This is a genomic window from uncultured Caulobacter sp. (assembly GCF_947036865.1).
In the GTDB taxonomy this organism is placed as follows: Bacteria; Pseudomonadota; Alphaproteobacteria; order Caulobacterales; family Caulobacteraceae; genus Caulobacter.
In genome coordinates this window covers 14,849-29,197 of record NZ_CAMQSF010000019.1, presented here as the reverse complement: position 1 = coordinate 29,197, position 14,349 = coordinate 14,849, and the positions used below count along the sequence as shown (strand labels likewise).

The 14,349-nt window shown below is 69.5% G+C and carries 10 protein-coding genes; 6 read left to right on the top strand and 4 right to left on the bottom strand.

Features of this window, described 5'->3' with window-relative positions; genetic code table 11:
• Together Q0V34_RS11990 and Q0V34_RS11985 are read left to right on the top strand one after the other, a co-directional pair.
• Positions 1-723 carry an ATP12 family chaperone protein gene (locus Q0V34_RS11990; protein ID WP_297512025.1) on the top strand — a complete coding sequence of 241 codons (723 nt, stop codon included), beginning with the start codon at positions 1-3 and terminating at the stop codon, positions 721-723.
• A gap of 127 nt (positions 724-850) precedes the next feature.
• A complete protein-coding gene (locus Q0V34_RS11985; RefSeq protein ID WP_297512021.1) occupies positions 851-2,383 on the top strand; it encodes an acyl-CoA carboxylase subunit beta in 1,533 nt (510 codons plus the stop codon).
• 13 nt (positions 2,384-2,396) lie between these two features.
• Here the strand turns inward: Q0V34_RS11985 and Q0V34_RS11980 are convergent, their stop codons facing one another.
• Positions 2,397-3,119 carry a hypothetical protein gene (locus Q0V34_RS11980; RefSeq protein ID WP_297512018.1) on the bottom strand — a complete coding sequence of 241 codons (723 nt, stop codon included), beginning with the start codon at positions 3,117-3,119 and terminating at the stop codon, positions 2,397-2,399.
• A gap of 255 nt (positions 3,120-3,374) precedes the next feature.
• Between Q0V34_RS11980 and metG the strand changes: the two genes are divergently transcribed.
• Positions 3,375-5,084 (top strand): methionine--tRNA ligase, encoded by a 1,710-nt coding sequence (metG, locus tag Q0V34_RS11975; RefSeq protein ID WP_297512016.1) that lies wholly within the window; start codon positions 3,375-3,377, stop codon positions 5,082-5,084.
• Between the two features lies 1 nt (position 5,085).
• The gene (locus Q0V34_RS11970; RefSeq protein WP_297512014.1) at positions 5,086-6,345 is read left to right on the top strand and encodes an MFS transporter; all 1,260 of its coding nucleotides are present in this window, start codon (positions 5,086-5,088) and stop codon (positions 6,343-6,345) included.
• A 76-nt stretch (positions 6,346-6,421) separates the two neighbouring features.
• Here Q0V34_RS11970 and cysN read toward each other — a convergent pair whose 3' ends face one another.
• Both cysN and cysD read right to left on the bottom strand, forming a co-directional pair.
• Positions 6,422-8,329: a sulfate adenylyltransferase subunit CysN gene (cysN, locus tag Q0V34_RS11965; protein ID WP_297512012.1), complete on the bottom strand. Its 1,908-nt coding sequence runs from the start codon at positions 8,327-8,329 to the stop codon at positions 6,422-6,424.
• Entirely contained in the window at positions 8,330-9,310 is a 981-nt protein-coding gene (gene cysD, locus Q0V34_RS11960) for a sulfate adenylyltransferase subunit CysD (protein ID WP_297512010.1), read from the bottom strand.
• Between the two features lie 347 nt (positions 9,311-9,657).
• Here cysD and Q0V34_RS11955 point away from each other — a divergent pair, with 347 nt between their 5' ends.
• On the top strand, positions 9,658-12,303 hold the full coding sequence (locus tag Q0V34_RS11955) for a polar localization protein TipN (protein ID WP_297512008.1): 2,646 nt from the start codon (positions 9,658-9,660) through the stop codon (positions 12,301-12,303).
• Positions 12,304-12,309: 6 nt separating this feature from the next.
• A complete protein-coding gene (locus Q0V34_RS11950) occupies positions 12,310-12,870 on the top strand; it encodes a sugar transferase (RefSeq protein ID WP_297512006.1) in 561 nt (186 codons plus the stop codon).
• On the opposite strand, the gene Q0V34_RS11945 is transcribed toward Q0V34_RS11950, so the two are convergent.
• On the bottom strand, positions 12,867-14,315 hold the full coding sequence (locus Q0V34_RS11945; RefSeq protein ID WP_297512004.1) for a mannitol dehydrogenase family protein: 1,449 nt from the start codon (positions 14,313-14,315) through the stop codon (positions 12,867-12,869). The two genes, Q0V34_RS11950 and Q0V34_RS11945, sit on opposite strands and share 4 nt — an antisense overlap.
• Positions 14,316-14,349: the final 34 nt, after the last annotated feature.

Genomic DNA, 14,349 nt, shown 5'->3' with positions numbered 1-14,349 from the left:
GTGTCCGACAAGTCCGAACTGCTGCTGAAGCCCAAGCGCTTCTACAAGACCGTCGACGTCGCGCCGGCCGAGGGCGGTTTCGCCGTTCGCCTGGACGGCCGAACGCCCAAGTCCCCGGCCAGGGAGCCTCTGGTCCTGCCCAAGGCGGCGTTGGCCGACGCCGTCGCCGCCGAATGGGACGCGCAGGTCGAGGTCATCGACAACAGCCTGATGCCGGCCACGCGCCTGGCCTTCACCGCCCTCGACCGTATCGGCGAGACCCGGGCTGAGGTCGCGCGCGAGATCACGGCCTACGCCGCCTCGGACCATCTCTGCTATCGCGCGGAGGCGCCTCGGACCCTGGTCGAGCGCCAGGACCGCGAGTGGGGCGCGATCCTCGATTGGGCCGAGGCCGAGCACGGGCTGGTCTTCACGCCGGTCGCCGGGATCATCCACGCGCCGCAGCCGCCGGCCACCCTGGCCTCGGTCGAGGCCCTGGCGCTCACCCTCGATGATTTCGCGCTGGCGGGCGTCGCCTTCGCCGCCGGCTTGTTCGGCTCGACCGTCCTGGCCCTGGCGGTCCGCGCCGGGCGGCTGACGGGCCAGCGGGCTCTGGACCTGTCGCGCCTGGACGAGATCTTCCAGGCCGAACAGTGGGGCGAGGACGCCGAGGCCAAGGCCCGCGCCGAGGCCCTGGGCGTCGAGGCGGCTATGATCGACCGCTGGTTCGCCGCCCTGCGGTGATCTTCCGGCGGCGGCTTATGCTGCGCTGCCGCAAGGTCCGCCTTGCCTGAGGCTGCTGGCGCGGCTACGCCTGCTTCATAAGGTGGGACAGCCGCCAGACCAAAGATCCGGGCAGGGGAGTACGCGCGTGCAGCACATTCTCAACGAACTCGAGCGCCGTCGCGAGCAGGCCAAGGCCGGCGGCGGCGAGAAGCGGGTCCAGGCCCAGCACGCCAAGGGCAAGCTGACGGCCCGCGAGCGGATCGACCTCTTGCTGGACGAGGGCTCGTTCGAGGAGTTCGACATGTTCGTCGAGCACCGCTGCGCCGACTTCGGCATGCCGGACCAGAAGATCCCCGGCGACGGCGTCGTCACCGGCTGGGGCACGATCAACGGCAAGGTCGTCTACGTCTTCTCCAAGGACTTCACGGTGTTCGGCGGCTCGCTGTCGAACGCCCACGCCCAGAAGATCGTCAAGGTCCAGCGGCAGGCCATGAAGGTCGGCGCGCCGGTGATCGGCCTGTTCGACGCCGGCGGCGCGCGAATCCAGGAGGGCGTCGACAGCCTGGCCGGCTATGCCGACATCTTCGTCGAGAACGTCATGGCCTCGGGCGTGATCCCGCAGATTAGCGTGATCATGGGCCCCTGCGCCGGCGGCGACGTCTACAGCCCGGCCATGACCGACTTCATCTTCATGGTGAAGGACACCAGCTACATGTTCGTCACCGGCCCCGACGTCGTGAAGACCGTCACCAACGAGGTCGTCACCGCCGAGGAGCTGGGTGGGGCGCGCGTCCATGCCGCCAAGTCCGGCGTCGCCGAGGGCGCGTTCGAGAACGATCTCGAGGCCATGACCCAGGTCCGCCGCCTGATCGACTTCCTGCCGTCCTCCAACCGCGAGCCGGCCCCGGAGCGCGAGAGCTTCGATGAGCCGCTGCGCGAGGAACTCAGCCTCGACACCCTGATCCCGGCCGACCCGACCAAGCCCTACGACATGAAGGAGCTGATCCTGAAGGTCGTCGACGAGGGCGACTTCTTCGAGATCTCCAGCGAGTGGGCCAAGAACATCATCTGCGGGTTCGCCCGGATGGATGGCGAGACCGTGGGCGTGGTGGCCAATCAGCCGCAGGTGCTGGCCGGCGTGCTCGACATCGACAGCTCGCGCAAGGCCGCGCGCTTCGTGCGCTTCTGCGACGCCTTCAACATCCCGATCATCACCTTCGTCGACGTGCCGGGCTTCATGCCGGGGACCAAGCAGGAGTACGGCGGCCTGATCAAGCACGGCGCCAAGCTCTTGTTCGCCTATGCCGAGGCCACCGTGCCGAAGATCACCGTCATCACGCGCAAGGCCTATGGCGGCGCCTACGACGTGATGAGCTCCAAGCACCTGCGCGGCGACCTCAACTACGCCTGGCCCACCGCCGAGATCGCGGTGATGGGCGCCAAGGGCGCGGTCGAGATCATCTTCCGCCAGGAGGCCAAGGATCCCGAAGCCCTCGCCGCCCGCGAGGCCGAGTACAAGGACCGCTTCGCCAACCCGTTCGTCGCCGCCCAGCGCGGCTATATCGACGACGTCATCATGCCGCACGGCACCCGTCGCCGGATCGTCCGGGGGCTCAAGAGCCTGAAGGGCAAGGAGCTCTCCAACCCCTGGAAGAAGCACGACAACATCCCGCTGTAGGCGGGATGGCGCGTCAGCCGGCGAGGCTGTTGGCCCAGGCCTCGATCGCCGGCTGGCTGGCGATCAGGGCGTGGATCGGGTGGGAGAGCACGATGACTCCCACGCCCCAAAGATAGGCCGGATGGATTCGGCGGCGCGTGACCAGATCGTAGAGCGGCCCGATCAGGGCCAGGGCGATCACGATCAGGATCGACGCCGGGATGATATGGGGGATACCCAGCGCCCGCAGCGGGATGAGGCGGGCTACGGCGGGCCAGGTCAGCAGCACGGTGGCGCAAAGCATCAGCCGCTTGTGCCAGTCGCCCTGGCGACGCATCAGAACGGCCGCGGCGAACAGCCCCGCGAACAGCGCGACGTCCAGCAGGTCGGCGGCCATCATGTCGACCGGCCGGAAGAACGGCGGCACCGCGCCGCGCTTGATGGCCAGAAAATTGGTGGCCACGCCCAGCGGGATGATCACGACCACCAGACCGATCGACAGCCATCCCAGGGTTCTGTGCAGGCGGATGTTGCGCTGGCCGATCAGCCAGGCCTGGACGCCGAACAGCACGATCCATCCGCTCATCGCCGCGCCGTGCAGATGGACCCAGAAGGGCAGGCCGGGCGGCGGCAGGCTCGCCGCGTAGCTGGGACCAAAGCCCGCCGCCACGACGAGGGCGATCAGCAGGGCCATCGCCAGGAAGAAGCGCCGGTCGGAGCCTGGCCCGAAGCGCTGCTGAATATCGATCGTCGTCATGCTTGCTCTCCGCGTCGAGCCGGATGCTGAACGATGTTCTTCGGCGCGTGAAGGGGTTTCCGGCGGGAGCGAGGACGGGTGAACCCGGTGGTCAACGTCGCGCCGCGTGGCCGGCCCAGCAGGTCACCCCCATCCCCGACCCTTCCCCCATCCAGGGGGAGGGGGCAAACACCCAAACCTTTCCCTTCCCGCCCGACCCTTCTATATGCGGACGCTTCTAAGCTTACCCCCGACTCCTCGAAAGGCCGCGCCCGCATGGCTCGCATCCTGATCACCTCGGCTCTGCCGTACATCAACGGCATCAAGCACCTGGGTAATCTGGCGGGGTCGATGCTGCCGGCGGACGTCTATGCGCGCTTTCAGCGGGCTCGGGGGCATGAGACGCTCTACATCTGCGCCACCGACGAGCACGGCACGCCGGCCGAACTCGCGGCCGCCGCCGCCGACCAGGACGTCGCCACCTACTGCGCCGAGCAGCACGTGCTGCAGCACGATGTCGGTCGCGCCTTCGGCCTGTCGTGGGACTGGTTCGGCCGCTCCTCGTCGCCGCAGAACCATCGCCTGACCCAGCACTTCTGCCAGGCCCTGGAGGATCACGGCCTGATCGAGGAGCGGGTCGACCAGATGGTCTATTCGGTCGACGACAAGCGCTTCCTGCCGGATCGCTATGTCGAAGGCACGTGCCCGCACTGCGGCTTCGAGAAAGCGCGCGGCGACCAGTGCGACAATTGCGGCAACCTGCTGGACCCGACCGACCTGATCAATCCGTACTCGGTGATCTCGGGCTCGCGGAACATCGAGGTGCGCGACACCAAGCACCTCTACCTGCTGCAGACCAAGATGCAGGACAAGATCCGCGCCTGGGTCGACAGCCACGCCGACTGGCCGCCGCTGGCCCGCTCGATCGCCTACAAGCACCTGGACGAGGGTCTGATCGATCGCGGCATCACCCGGGATCTCGCTTGGGGCATCCCGGTGGCCAAGGACGGGGTCCCCCGTCCGGGCTTCGAGGACAAGGTGTTCTACGTCTGGTTCGACGCTCCGATCGAATACATCGCCGCGACCCAGGAATGGGCCGAAGCCGACGCCGGCCGCGACTGGAAGCGCTGGTGGCGCACCGACGCGGGCGCCGATGACGTCCGCTACGTCCAGTTCATGGGCAAGGACAACGTCGCGTTCCACACGGTCAGCTTCCCGGCGACCATCCTCGGCCCCGAGGAGCCGTGGAAGAGCGTCGACATGCTGAAAGCCTTCAACTGGCTGAACTGGTACGGCGGCAAGTTCTCGACCTCGAACAAGCGTGGCGTCTTCATGGACGCGGCGCTGGAGATCCTGCCGCCCGACCTATGGCGCTGGTACCTGACCGCCAACTCGCCGGAAGGCAGCGACACGGCCTTCACCTGGGAGCAGTTCGCCAGCGCCGTGAACCGCGACCTGGCCGACGTGCTGGGCAACTTCGTCAACCGCATCCTGAAGTTCAACGAGAGCAAGTTCGAGGGCGTGGTCCCGGCGGGCGGCGAGCCCGGCCCGCTGGAGGAAAAGCTGTTCGCCGACGTCTCCGCGCGCCTCGCCGACCTCGCCGAGCAGATGGACGCCATCGAGATCCGCAAGAGCGCCCAGGCGCTGCGGGCGCTGTGGGTGGTCGGCAACGAGTACCTGCAGGAGGCCGCGCCCTGGACCGCCATCAAGACCGACCGCGACCGCGCCGCCGTCATCGTCCGCACGGCCCTGAACCTGGCGGCGCTGTACGCCCGCATTTCGGCGCCGTTCATCCCGTTCGCGGCCGAGAAGATCGGCCTGGCGTTCGGTCAGGACTTCCCCGCCGCCTGGCCGTCGAACGACGCGCGCGCCGAGCTCGACACCCTGGTCGTCGGTTCGCCCGTGACCGTGCCGGACGTCCTGTTCAAGAAGATCGAGGACGACCAGATCGCCGAGTGGACGGCCCGCTTCGGCGGCGCGGAATAAGGTGACGGCGCGGGCCGAGAAGGCGGGGCTTTCGACGCTCGTCCGCCTCTGCCTGTTCTATTCGTCGATCTATCTGAGCTCCGGCGTCAGCCTGCCGTATATCGGCACGTTCCTGCGCTCGCGGGGCATGAGCGGCGGCGAGATCGGGTTGATCCTGGCCGCGCCGCTGCTGCTGCGGCCCTTCACCGGCCCGGCGCTGGCGGTCTGGGCCGACGGCTTCACGCTGCGGCGCACGCCGATGGTGCTGCTGCTGATCGGCGCGGGGCTGGGCTATGCCGGCTTGCTGCTGGGCGCGAACCTCTGGTGGTTCATGCTGGTCTGGTTCGTCGGTCAGACCCTGCTGTCGACCGTCTCGCCGCTGATCGACGTCATCGCCCTGCGCCGGGCGCGGACCGAGAACTTCAATTACGGGATCCCGCGCGGGACCGGCTCCACCGCCTTCATCGCCGCCAACCTGGCCATGGGCGTGATACTGACCTTCGCGGCGCCGACGATCATCGCCATCTGGATCGCCGCGGCGTGCTTCATCGGCGCCGTGGCGGCGGCCTTGGCCGTTCCCCCGGAGCGGGTCCATGCCGACGGCGCCAAGCCCGCCCGCGCCGAGCGTTGGAAGGGTCTGGGCGAGCTCGTCCGCGATCGAACCTTCGTGTTGGCGGTGGTCACGGCGGGCCTGGTCCAGGGCTCCCATGCCTTCTACTACGGCTTCTCGGCCATCCTCTGGCGCAAGCAGGGGATATCGGAGCCGATGATCGGGGTGCTGTGGGGCGTCGGCGTGGCGACCGAGGTCGGCTTCATGTGGTTCCTGGAGCCGCTGCGTCGCCGCTGGGGACCCGAGCGGTTCCTGGTGCTGGGCGCGGCGGCCGCCGTGATCCGCTGGACCGCCTACGCCTTCGCCCCGCCGCTCTGGGCGCTGTTCCCGCTGCAGATGCTGCACGCCCTGACCTTCGCGGCCTCGTTCCTGGCCTCGCTTCGGCTGATCGAGAAGCTGGCCCCGCCCGCCAACGCCTCGGCGGCCCAGGCGATCAACTCGGCGCTGTCGTCCGGCCTGACGCTGGGCGTGGCGACGCTGGCCTCGGGGCCGCTGTTCGACGCCTTCGGGCGGTACGGCTATGTCTCGACGGCGTTCATGGCGCTGCTGGGCCTGGGCGGCGCGGTGCTGCTGACGAGGAGGGCCAAGTCCAATGCCAACCCTCCGATCTCCCCGGCGAATGCCGGGGTCCAGGTCGAACCCATGAACGATGCGAGCTTGGCCGAGCCTTAAGACGCAAGAACCCAAACCGCTCCGGATGAGTCTGGGCCCTGGCATTCGCCGGGGAAATCGGATGAGGAGGGCCCCATCAGATCGTGTAGTCGATCTCCTGGCCCTCCAGCCACGCCACGATCCGCTCGGCCGCCTCGACGGGATCGATCGCCGTGGTATCGATCCGCAGCTCGGGCGTCTCCGGCGCCTCGTAGGGGCTGTCGACGCCGGTGAAGTTCTTGAGCTGCCCCGAGCGGGCCTTCCGGTAGAGGCCCTTGACGTCGCGGGCCTCGGCGACGGCCAGGGGCGTGTCGACGAACACCTCGATGAACTCGCCCGGTTCGAGCAGATCGCGGGCCAGTTGGCGCTCGGCGCGGAACGGCGAGATGAAGGCCGTCAGCACGATCAGCCCGGCGTCGACCATCAGCTTGGCCACCTCGGCGATCCGCCGGATGTTCTCGACGCGATCCTCGGCGGTGAAGCCGAGATCCTTGTTCAGCCCGTGCCGGACATTGTCGCCGTCCAGCAGATAGGTGTGCCGCCCCAGAGCGTGCAGCCGCTTTTCCACCAGGTTGGCGATGGTCGACTTGCCCGCGCCCGAGAGCCCCGTGAGCCAGACGACCTGCCCGCGCTGACGCTTCAACGCCGCGCGCGATTGCTTCGTGACGTCCGTGTCTTGCCAGTGGATGTTGTCGGCGCGGCGCAGGGCGAAGTTGATCATGCCCGCGCCGACCGTCCGGTTGGAGAGCCGGTCGATCAGGATGAAGCCGCCCAGCTGGCGGTTGTCGGCATAGGGCTCGAACGGGATCGGCTGGTCGAGCGACAGATTGCAGACGCCGATCTCGTTCAGCTCCAGGCGCTTGGCGGCGGCCTTTTCCAGCGTGTTGACGTTCACGCGGTGCTTGATGTCGGTGACGCTGGCGCCGACCGTGCGCGCGCCCAGCTTCAGCAGGTAGGCGCGGCCCGGCGGCAGCGGCTCGTCGTCCATCCAGACCAGGGTGGCTTCGAACTGATTGGCGACGGCGGCGGGGGCGTCGGCGGCGGCGATCACGTCGCCGCGCGAGATGTCGATCTCGTCCTCCAGCGTCAGGGTCACGGATTGGCCGGCGACGGCCTCGGGGAGATCGCCGGGCAGGGTGACGATCCGCGCCACGCGGCTCTCGCGGCCGGAGGGCAGGGCTCGGACCCGGTCGCCCGGCTTGACCGCGCCCGAGGCGATCAGGCCCGAAAAGCCTCGGAAGTCGAGGTTCGGGCGGTTGACCCACTGCACCGGCATCCGGAACGGCTTGGCCTGAAGGTCGTCCTCGATCTCGATGCTCTCCAGCCAGTCCATCAGGATCGGCCCGCGGAACCAGGGCGTCGCGTCGCTGGTCGCCGCGATATTGTCGCCGCCCAGGCCCGAGATCGGGATCGGCGTGAAGCTCGACAGGCCGATCTGCTCGGCGAAGGCGCGGTAGTCGGCGACGATCTTGTCGAACACCGCCGGGTTCCAGTTCACCAGGTCCATCTTGTTCACCGCCAGCGCCACGTGGCGGATGCCAAGCAGGGACACGAGATAGCTGTGTCGGCGCGTCTGGGTCAGCACGCCCTTGCGCGCGTCGATCAGGATCACGGCGGCGTCGGCGGTCGAGGCGCCGGTGACCATGTTGCGGGTGTACTGCTCGTGGCCGGGCGTGTCGGCGACGATGAACTTGCGCCTGTCCGTCGAGAAGAAGCGGTAGGCGACGTCGATGGTGATGCCCTGCTCGCGCTCGGCCGCCAGGCCGTCGACCAGCAGGGCGAAGTCGATCGCGCCGCCTTGCGTGCCGACCTTCCGGCTGTCGGCTTCGAGAGCCGCCAGCTGGTCCTCGAAGATCATCTTGCTGTCGTACAGCAGGCGGCCGATCAGGGTGGATTTCCCGTCGTCCACGCTGCCGCAGGTGATGAAGCGCAGCAGCGACTTGTGCTGGTGCTGATGCAGATAGGCGTCGATGTCCCGGGCGATCAGGGCGGACTGGTGGGCCATCTAGAAGTACCCTTCCTGCTTCTTTTTCTCCATCGAGGCGGACTGGTCGCGGTCAATGACCCGACCCTGGCGCTCGCTGGTGGTGGTCAGCAGCATTTCCTGGATGACCTGGGGCAGGGTGGACGCCGTGCTCTCGACCGCCCCGGTCAGCGGGTAGCAGCCCAGGGTGCGGAAGCGGACGCTCTTCAACTGGGGAACCTCGCCCTCGCGCAGGCGGAAGCGGTCGTCGTCGACCATGATCAGCGCGCCGTCGCGCTCGACCACCGGCCGCTGCGCCGCGAAATACAGCGGCACGATCGGGATGTTCTCCAGGTGGATGTACTGCCAGACGTCCAGCTCGGTCCAATTGGAGATCGGGAAGACGCGCAGGCTTTCGCCCGGATGCTTGCGGGTGTTGTAGAGGTTCCAGAGCTCGGGCCGCTGGTTCTTGGGATCCCAGCGGTGCTCGGCGGTGCGGAACGAGAAGACCCGCTCCTTGGACCGGCTCTTTTCCTCGTCGCGCCGCGCGCCGCCGAAGGCCGCGTCGAAGCCGTGCAGCGCCAGGGCCTGTTTCAGGCCCTCGGTCTTCCAGAGATCGGTGTGGAGGGCGCTGCCGTGATCGAAGGGGTTGATCCCTCGCGCCTCCGCGTCCGGATTCTTGTGGACGATCAGGTCGAAGCCGAAGTCGGACGAGATCCTGTCGCGCAGGGCGTACATGTCCCGGAACTTCCAGGTCGTGTCGACGTGCAGCAGCGGGAACGGCGGCTTGCCCGGGTGGAAGGCCTTGGCGGCCAGGTGCAGCATCACCGCGCTGTCCTTGCCGATCGAGTACAGCATGACCGGCCGTTCGCACTCGGCCGCCACCTCGCGAAGAATGTGAATGCTTTCGGCCTCCAGGCGCTGGAGGTGCGTCAGGCGGGCCGGCGAGATCGAGGCCTGGGAAAGGTCGGGCGTCATCGGGTCCGGCGAAGGCGCGGCGGGTGCGAATTGGGTAAGGGCCAAGGCGAGCGTCCGCAAAGGAAAAATTGTCCGGACCCGGGCCGTGGAGGCGGCGAGCCGAGCGCACGATGCGACCTAGGCCCGGGCAGGCTCGCGGACAACCGTCGGAATTCTGGAGGCGCTGTCAGCGGACTTGGCGCCGCGCGCGGCGATCTCGCGCTCGCGGCCCCGAGGCGTCCGACGCGGCGCCTGATCGTCGCATCCCCCGCCAAGGTGAGCAAAGCCGCTTTTCGCCAAGGCTTTTCGCCGTTAGGTTCAGGTGATACGCGAAGGCGGGGTTCGGCGCGGGAAGCCGTCTTCGCACCCCCACCGACGCCCCTCAATGCCCCGTCTTGGGACCCTGGCTGTGTATGAAGCCTAAGAAGCGCCAACCGCTCGATTTCTCGGCGACGCCGACGGACACCCCGCCCGAGGACCCTAAGACCACGCCTGAACTTCCTCCGGAGGTTCCGGAGGCCGAGACCTCCGGCGCCGAGCCGAACGGCCCCAGCGATACGCTCAACGACGAGCTGGCCGTCCCGCCGCCGATGACCATGCGCTCTCGTCGCCGGCGAGATGTCCCACCGACCGAAAGCGCGGACGAGCCCGAACTCACCCTGGCCAGCCCCTTGGCCACCAGGGTTCAACCGCCCGCGCCGATCGCCGAGCCCGAGCAGGCGCCAACGCCGGCCGCGACCGAGCCGCGCGAGCCGACGCTCGATCTGCGCGGGCCTATCCCCGAGACGCCGATCCCGCTGAAGGCCGAGACCGCGCCGCGCCGCATGCCCGGCCTGTTGTTCTGGACCCTGGCCAGCGCCATCGCCGCGCTGTGGGCCCTGGCGCCGATCGCCTTCGCGCTGGGCTACGCCCGCGGCGTTCCGGCCTTCAAGGTCGAGGGCTTCGCGCTGATGGTGTTCGCGGGCCTCGCCATCGGCCCCGCCTTGCTGACCCTGCTCGGCGCCTATCTGCTGCGCCAGGCGACGGGCATCGCCGACGAGCTGAACCGCAACCGGACCCTGACCGACCGCCTGGTCACGCCGGCCGCTCTGGCCGCCGTCGGCGCGTCCAACGCCGTCGATGCTCTGCGGGCCGGCGTCGACGACGCCGCGGCCGCCGCTCAGCGGGCCCGGGATCACATCGTCTCGCTGCGCCAGGCCTTGGCCGAGGAGACGGCGCGCTTGGCCGAGGCCGCCGCCGAGTCCGCCAGGATGGCCAAGCAACTGGCCCAGGGCCTGGGCCACGAGCGCACGGCGATGGAAGCCTTGTCCCAGTCGCTGGACGCCCGCTCCACCGCGGTGGTCGACGCGATCGGCAGCCAGGCCCGCATGGTGGCCGAGGCTTCCGACCTGGCCGAGACCCAGCTGCGCGAGGCCGAGGCCGCCTTGGCCGCCCGCGCCGCGGACCTGGCCACCGCCGCCGCCGAAGCCTCCGACGCCGCGCGCGTGGGGGCCGAGGACCTGTCGCGTCAGATCGCCCGCCTGGAGACCGCCGGAACCGGCGTCGGCGATCAGGTCGCGGCGGTCGAGAAGAGCTTGGCCGCCCAGCGCGCCGCCCTTGTCGAGGTCAGCCAGGCCCTGCGGTCCGAGCAGGAAGACTTCGCCGCCGAGGCCGAGACCCGCACCGCCCAACTCACCGAGTTCGTGGCCTATACCCGCGTCGGCGCGACCGAGCTTTCCGACACCGCCGCGATGGGCGCGGAGATCCTGCGCGGCCTGATCAGCGCCGCCGCCGACCAGTTCCGCGAGCTGGCCGACGGCGCGAACGCCCAGCGCGACGCCCTGGCCGAGAACGCCCGCAAGACGCTGGAGACGATCGGCGACGTCGCCGAGAACCAGCGCACCTTGCTCGAGGAAGAGCTCAAGGCGGCCATGGAAGCCATGGCCGAGGCGGCGCTCAAGGCCAGCGAGGGCGTCGAGGCCCGGGTCGAGGCGGCCCGCAGCCGGGTCGACCAGCTGAACGAGATCGCCTTCGCCGCCGGGCAAAAGGCCGACGCGGTGTTCGAGTCGCGCATGGAAGAGGCGCGCGACATCATCGAGCACTCGGCGCAGATGGTCGAGCAGGCCGGCGCGCGCACGGCTCAGAAGCTGCAGGACTCCGTGCAGGCCGCGCGCGGCACGCTCGACGAACTCGAGGCGATGCTGGCGGAGATCGGCCGCCGCACCGCCGATCTGCCCGCCGAGGCCCTCCAGAAGGCCGCCGAGGTGCGGGTCTCGATCGAACAGGGCGTCGAGCAACTGATGAACGCGGTGCGCCGCACGGCCGAGGAGACGGCCGCGATCGATCAGGCCTTCCAGGAGCGGGTGCGCCGCAACTATGAGATGCTCAGCGAGGCCGCCGGCGCGGTGACCGCCTCCAGCGTCTCGACCATCGCCGCCCGCGCCGCCTCCACGGCCGCTCCCGCGCCGAGCCGGACCCGCGCCGCGCCGCCGCCGCCGGCAGCGCCCCTGCCCCCCGCCGAGTTCGACGACGAGGACGAGCCGCCGTCCGACCGCCGCCGGCTGCGCTTGACGCCGACCGCCACCGATCAGGAATTCCGCTCGGTGTTCGAGCAGGCTTCATCGCGCAAGCCCGCTGGCGCGCCGCCGGGCGACCCCGAAGGCGAGGGCGGCTGGAGCTGGCGCAACCTCCTGGCGGGCATCGAGAACAGCTCGCCGGGGGACGCTGCGCTGGGCGAGCGCCTCGCCGCCGAAATCACCGCCATGGGCATCGACCCGCACGCCCTGCTGCCGCGCGGCCGGATCGACGAGATCGCCGCGGCCCTGCAGACCCGCGACGCGCGCGGCGCCCGCGAGGTCGTCAAGCGCCTGGCGCCCGCCGCCATCCGCCGCCTTGTCCGCCGCCTGTTCTCGGACGCCATGCTGAAGGGCAATACCGAGCGGTTCCTGAAGCGCTACGCCGGCATGGTCGAGGAAGCGGCCGGGCAGGATCGCGAAGGCTTCCTGCTGGCGGCGTTGCTGTCCTCGGACGCCGGGCGCGCCTATCTGCTGCTCGACGCGGCCAGCGGCGATCTCGGCTAGGGTCTCGTGAAGCGCGCCTTCGACGTCCTGGCCGCCGGGGCGGGCCTGATCGTGCTGGCCGTTCCGCTGGCGGGGCTATGGCTGCTGGTGCGGCTGACCTCGCCCGGACCCGGTCTCTACTGGTCGCAAAGGGTCGGTCGGGGCTCGGCGCTGTTTTCGATGCCCAAGTTCCGCACCATGCGCATCGACACGCCCGAGGTCGCCACGCATCTGCTGGAGGACCCCGACCGCTGGCTGACCCCGCCGGGGCCGATCATGCGCAAGCTCAGCCTGGACGAGCTGCCGCAGCTCTGGAGCGTGCTGGTCGGAGATATGAGCCTGGTCGGTCCGCGACCCGCGCTGTTCAATCAGGACGACCTGATCGCCGCGCGCAAGGCCGCCGGCGTCGACGCCCTGCGCCCCGGCGTCACCGGTTGGGCGCAGATCAACGGCCGGGACGAACTGGCCATTCCCGACAAGGTGGCGCTGGACGCGGAATATCTGCGCCGCCGCTCGTTCCTGTTCGATCTGCGCATCCTCGTCAGCACCGTCGTGCCGGTGCTGACGGCGCGCGGCGTGACGCGTTAAGCCAGCTCCGCGTACGCCTTCTCGACGGCCGCGACGAAGAGAGGGTTTTGGGCCAGAGCGTGCGGGAACACGCCTTCGAGGGCCAGGAACGCAGACACGTCGGTCCTCGCGTCACCCGTAACGGCGACGCCGAGCTCGGCGAGCTTGTCGCCGAGCGGGTCGGTGATCGCCTCCCCGGACTTGGCTCGCAGCGCCACGAAGCGCATCCACGCCGCCAGCGGGATCACCAGGCGCTCGATCGAGCGGCCGGCCTCCAGCGCTTCGGTCAGAGTGCCCAGAATGCGGAACGGCAGCTTCTGCGAGCCGTCCCAGGCGATCTGCGCCAGATAGTGGCGGATCTCGGGATTGCGAAAACGCGCGAGGATCGCCTCGGCATAGGCGGCCAGGTCCAGGCCGCGCGGCGCGGTCAGGGTGGGGATGATGTCCTGGACCATCAGGTCGCGGGCCAGGGCCGCGAGGGCCGGATCGCTGATCGCTTCGAACACCGTCTCGTGACCGCGCAGGATGCCGGCATAGGCGAGGGTGGAGTGGACTCCGTTCAGCAGACGCAGCTTGGCGCGTTCGAAACCGCGGACGTCATCGGTCAGGGTCACGCCGACGCTGGCGAGATCCGGAGCGTCGGCCGGCAGCACGTCCTCGACGACCCACTGGGTGAACGCCTCGCGCTGGATCGGCCAGGCGTCCTCGAGACCGGTAGCGGCCAGCACGCGAGCGCGCAGCGCGTCGTCGGTGGCCGGGGTGATGCTGTCGACCATGGTCCGGGGAAAGCACCCCTCGCGCTCGATCCAGGCGGCGAGGTCGGCGTCGAGCTTGCCGGCGAAGGCCACGACGGCGGCCTTCAGCCGCCAGCCATTATCGGCGAGGTTGTCGCAAGCCACGACGGCATAGGGCGAAAGGCCGGCCAGGAAGCGGCGGCGCAGGCCCTCTACGACGTAGCCGACGGCGCTTCGCGGTTCGCGCGGATTGGCCAGGTCGTGAACGACGTCTGGATGGGTTTCGTCCAGCCCGCCCTCGGCCGACAGGGTGTAGCCCTTTTCGGTGACGGTCAGGGTGACGAGACGGGTGGTCGGGGCGGCCAGGCGGGCGAAGACCGACGGAGGGTCCTCCGGGGCGACCAGCACCTCGACGATGGATCCGACGACGCGGAAGGTGGTCTCGGCGTCGAGCTGAGCCAGGGTGTAGAGCCCGTCCTGCGGCTCTAGGGCGTCGCGGACGCCCGGGCTCTTCAGCGAGACGGCGCAGATCCCCCAACGCGGATCCTTGGCCAGCAACTGGTCGAAATAGAACGCCTGGTGCGCGCGGTGAAAGGCGCCGGGGCCGAGGTGGACGACGCCGACTTGGACCTTGTCCCGGTCATAGGCGGGCAAGACGACGCCCGGGATCGCTCCCGGATAGCTGGTCGCGCTGAGGCGCAGGGCGGGGGAGGAGGCGGAGGAAGCCGTCAAGGGAGCACGCAGGGGTTCGATGTCGTCTGGAGCA

Excerpts from the sequence above, each read along its gene's own strand:
- Q0V34_RS11980 (WP_297512018.1), bottom strand. The coding sequence starts at position 3,119 with ATGACGACGATCGATATTCAGCAGCGCTTCGGGCCAGGCTCCGACCGG.
- metG (WP_297512016.1), top strand. The coding sequence starts at position 3,375 with ATGGCTCGCATCCTGATCACCTCGGCTCTGCCGTACATCAACGGCATC.
- cysN (WP_297512012.1), bottom strand. The coding sequence starts at position 8,329 with ATGGCCCACCAGTCCGCCCTGATCGCCCGGGACATCGACGCCTATCTG.
- Q0V34_RS11955 (WP_297512008.1), top strand. The coding sequence starts at position 9,658 with ATGAAGCCTAAGAAGCGCCAACCGCTCGATTTCTCGGCGACGCCGACG.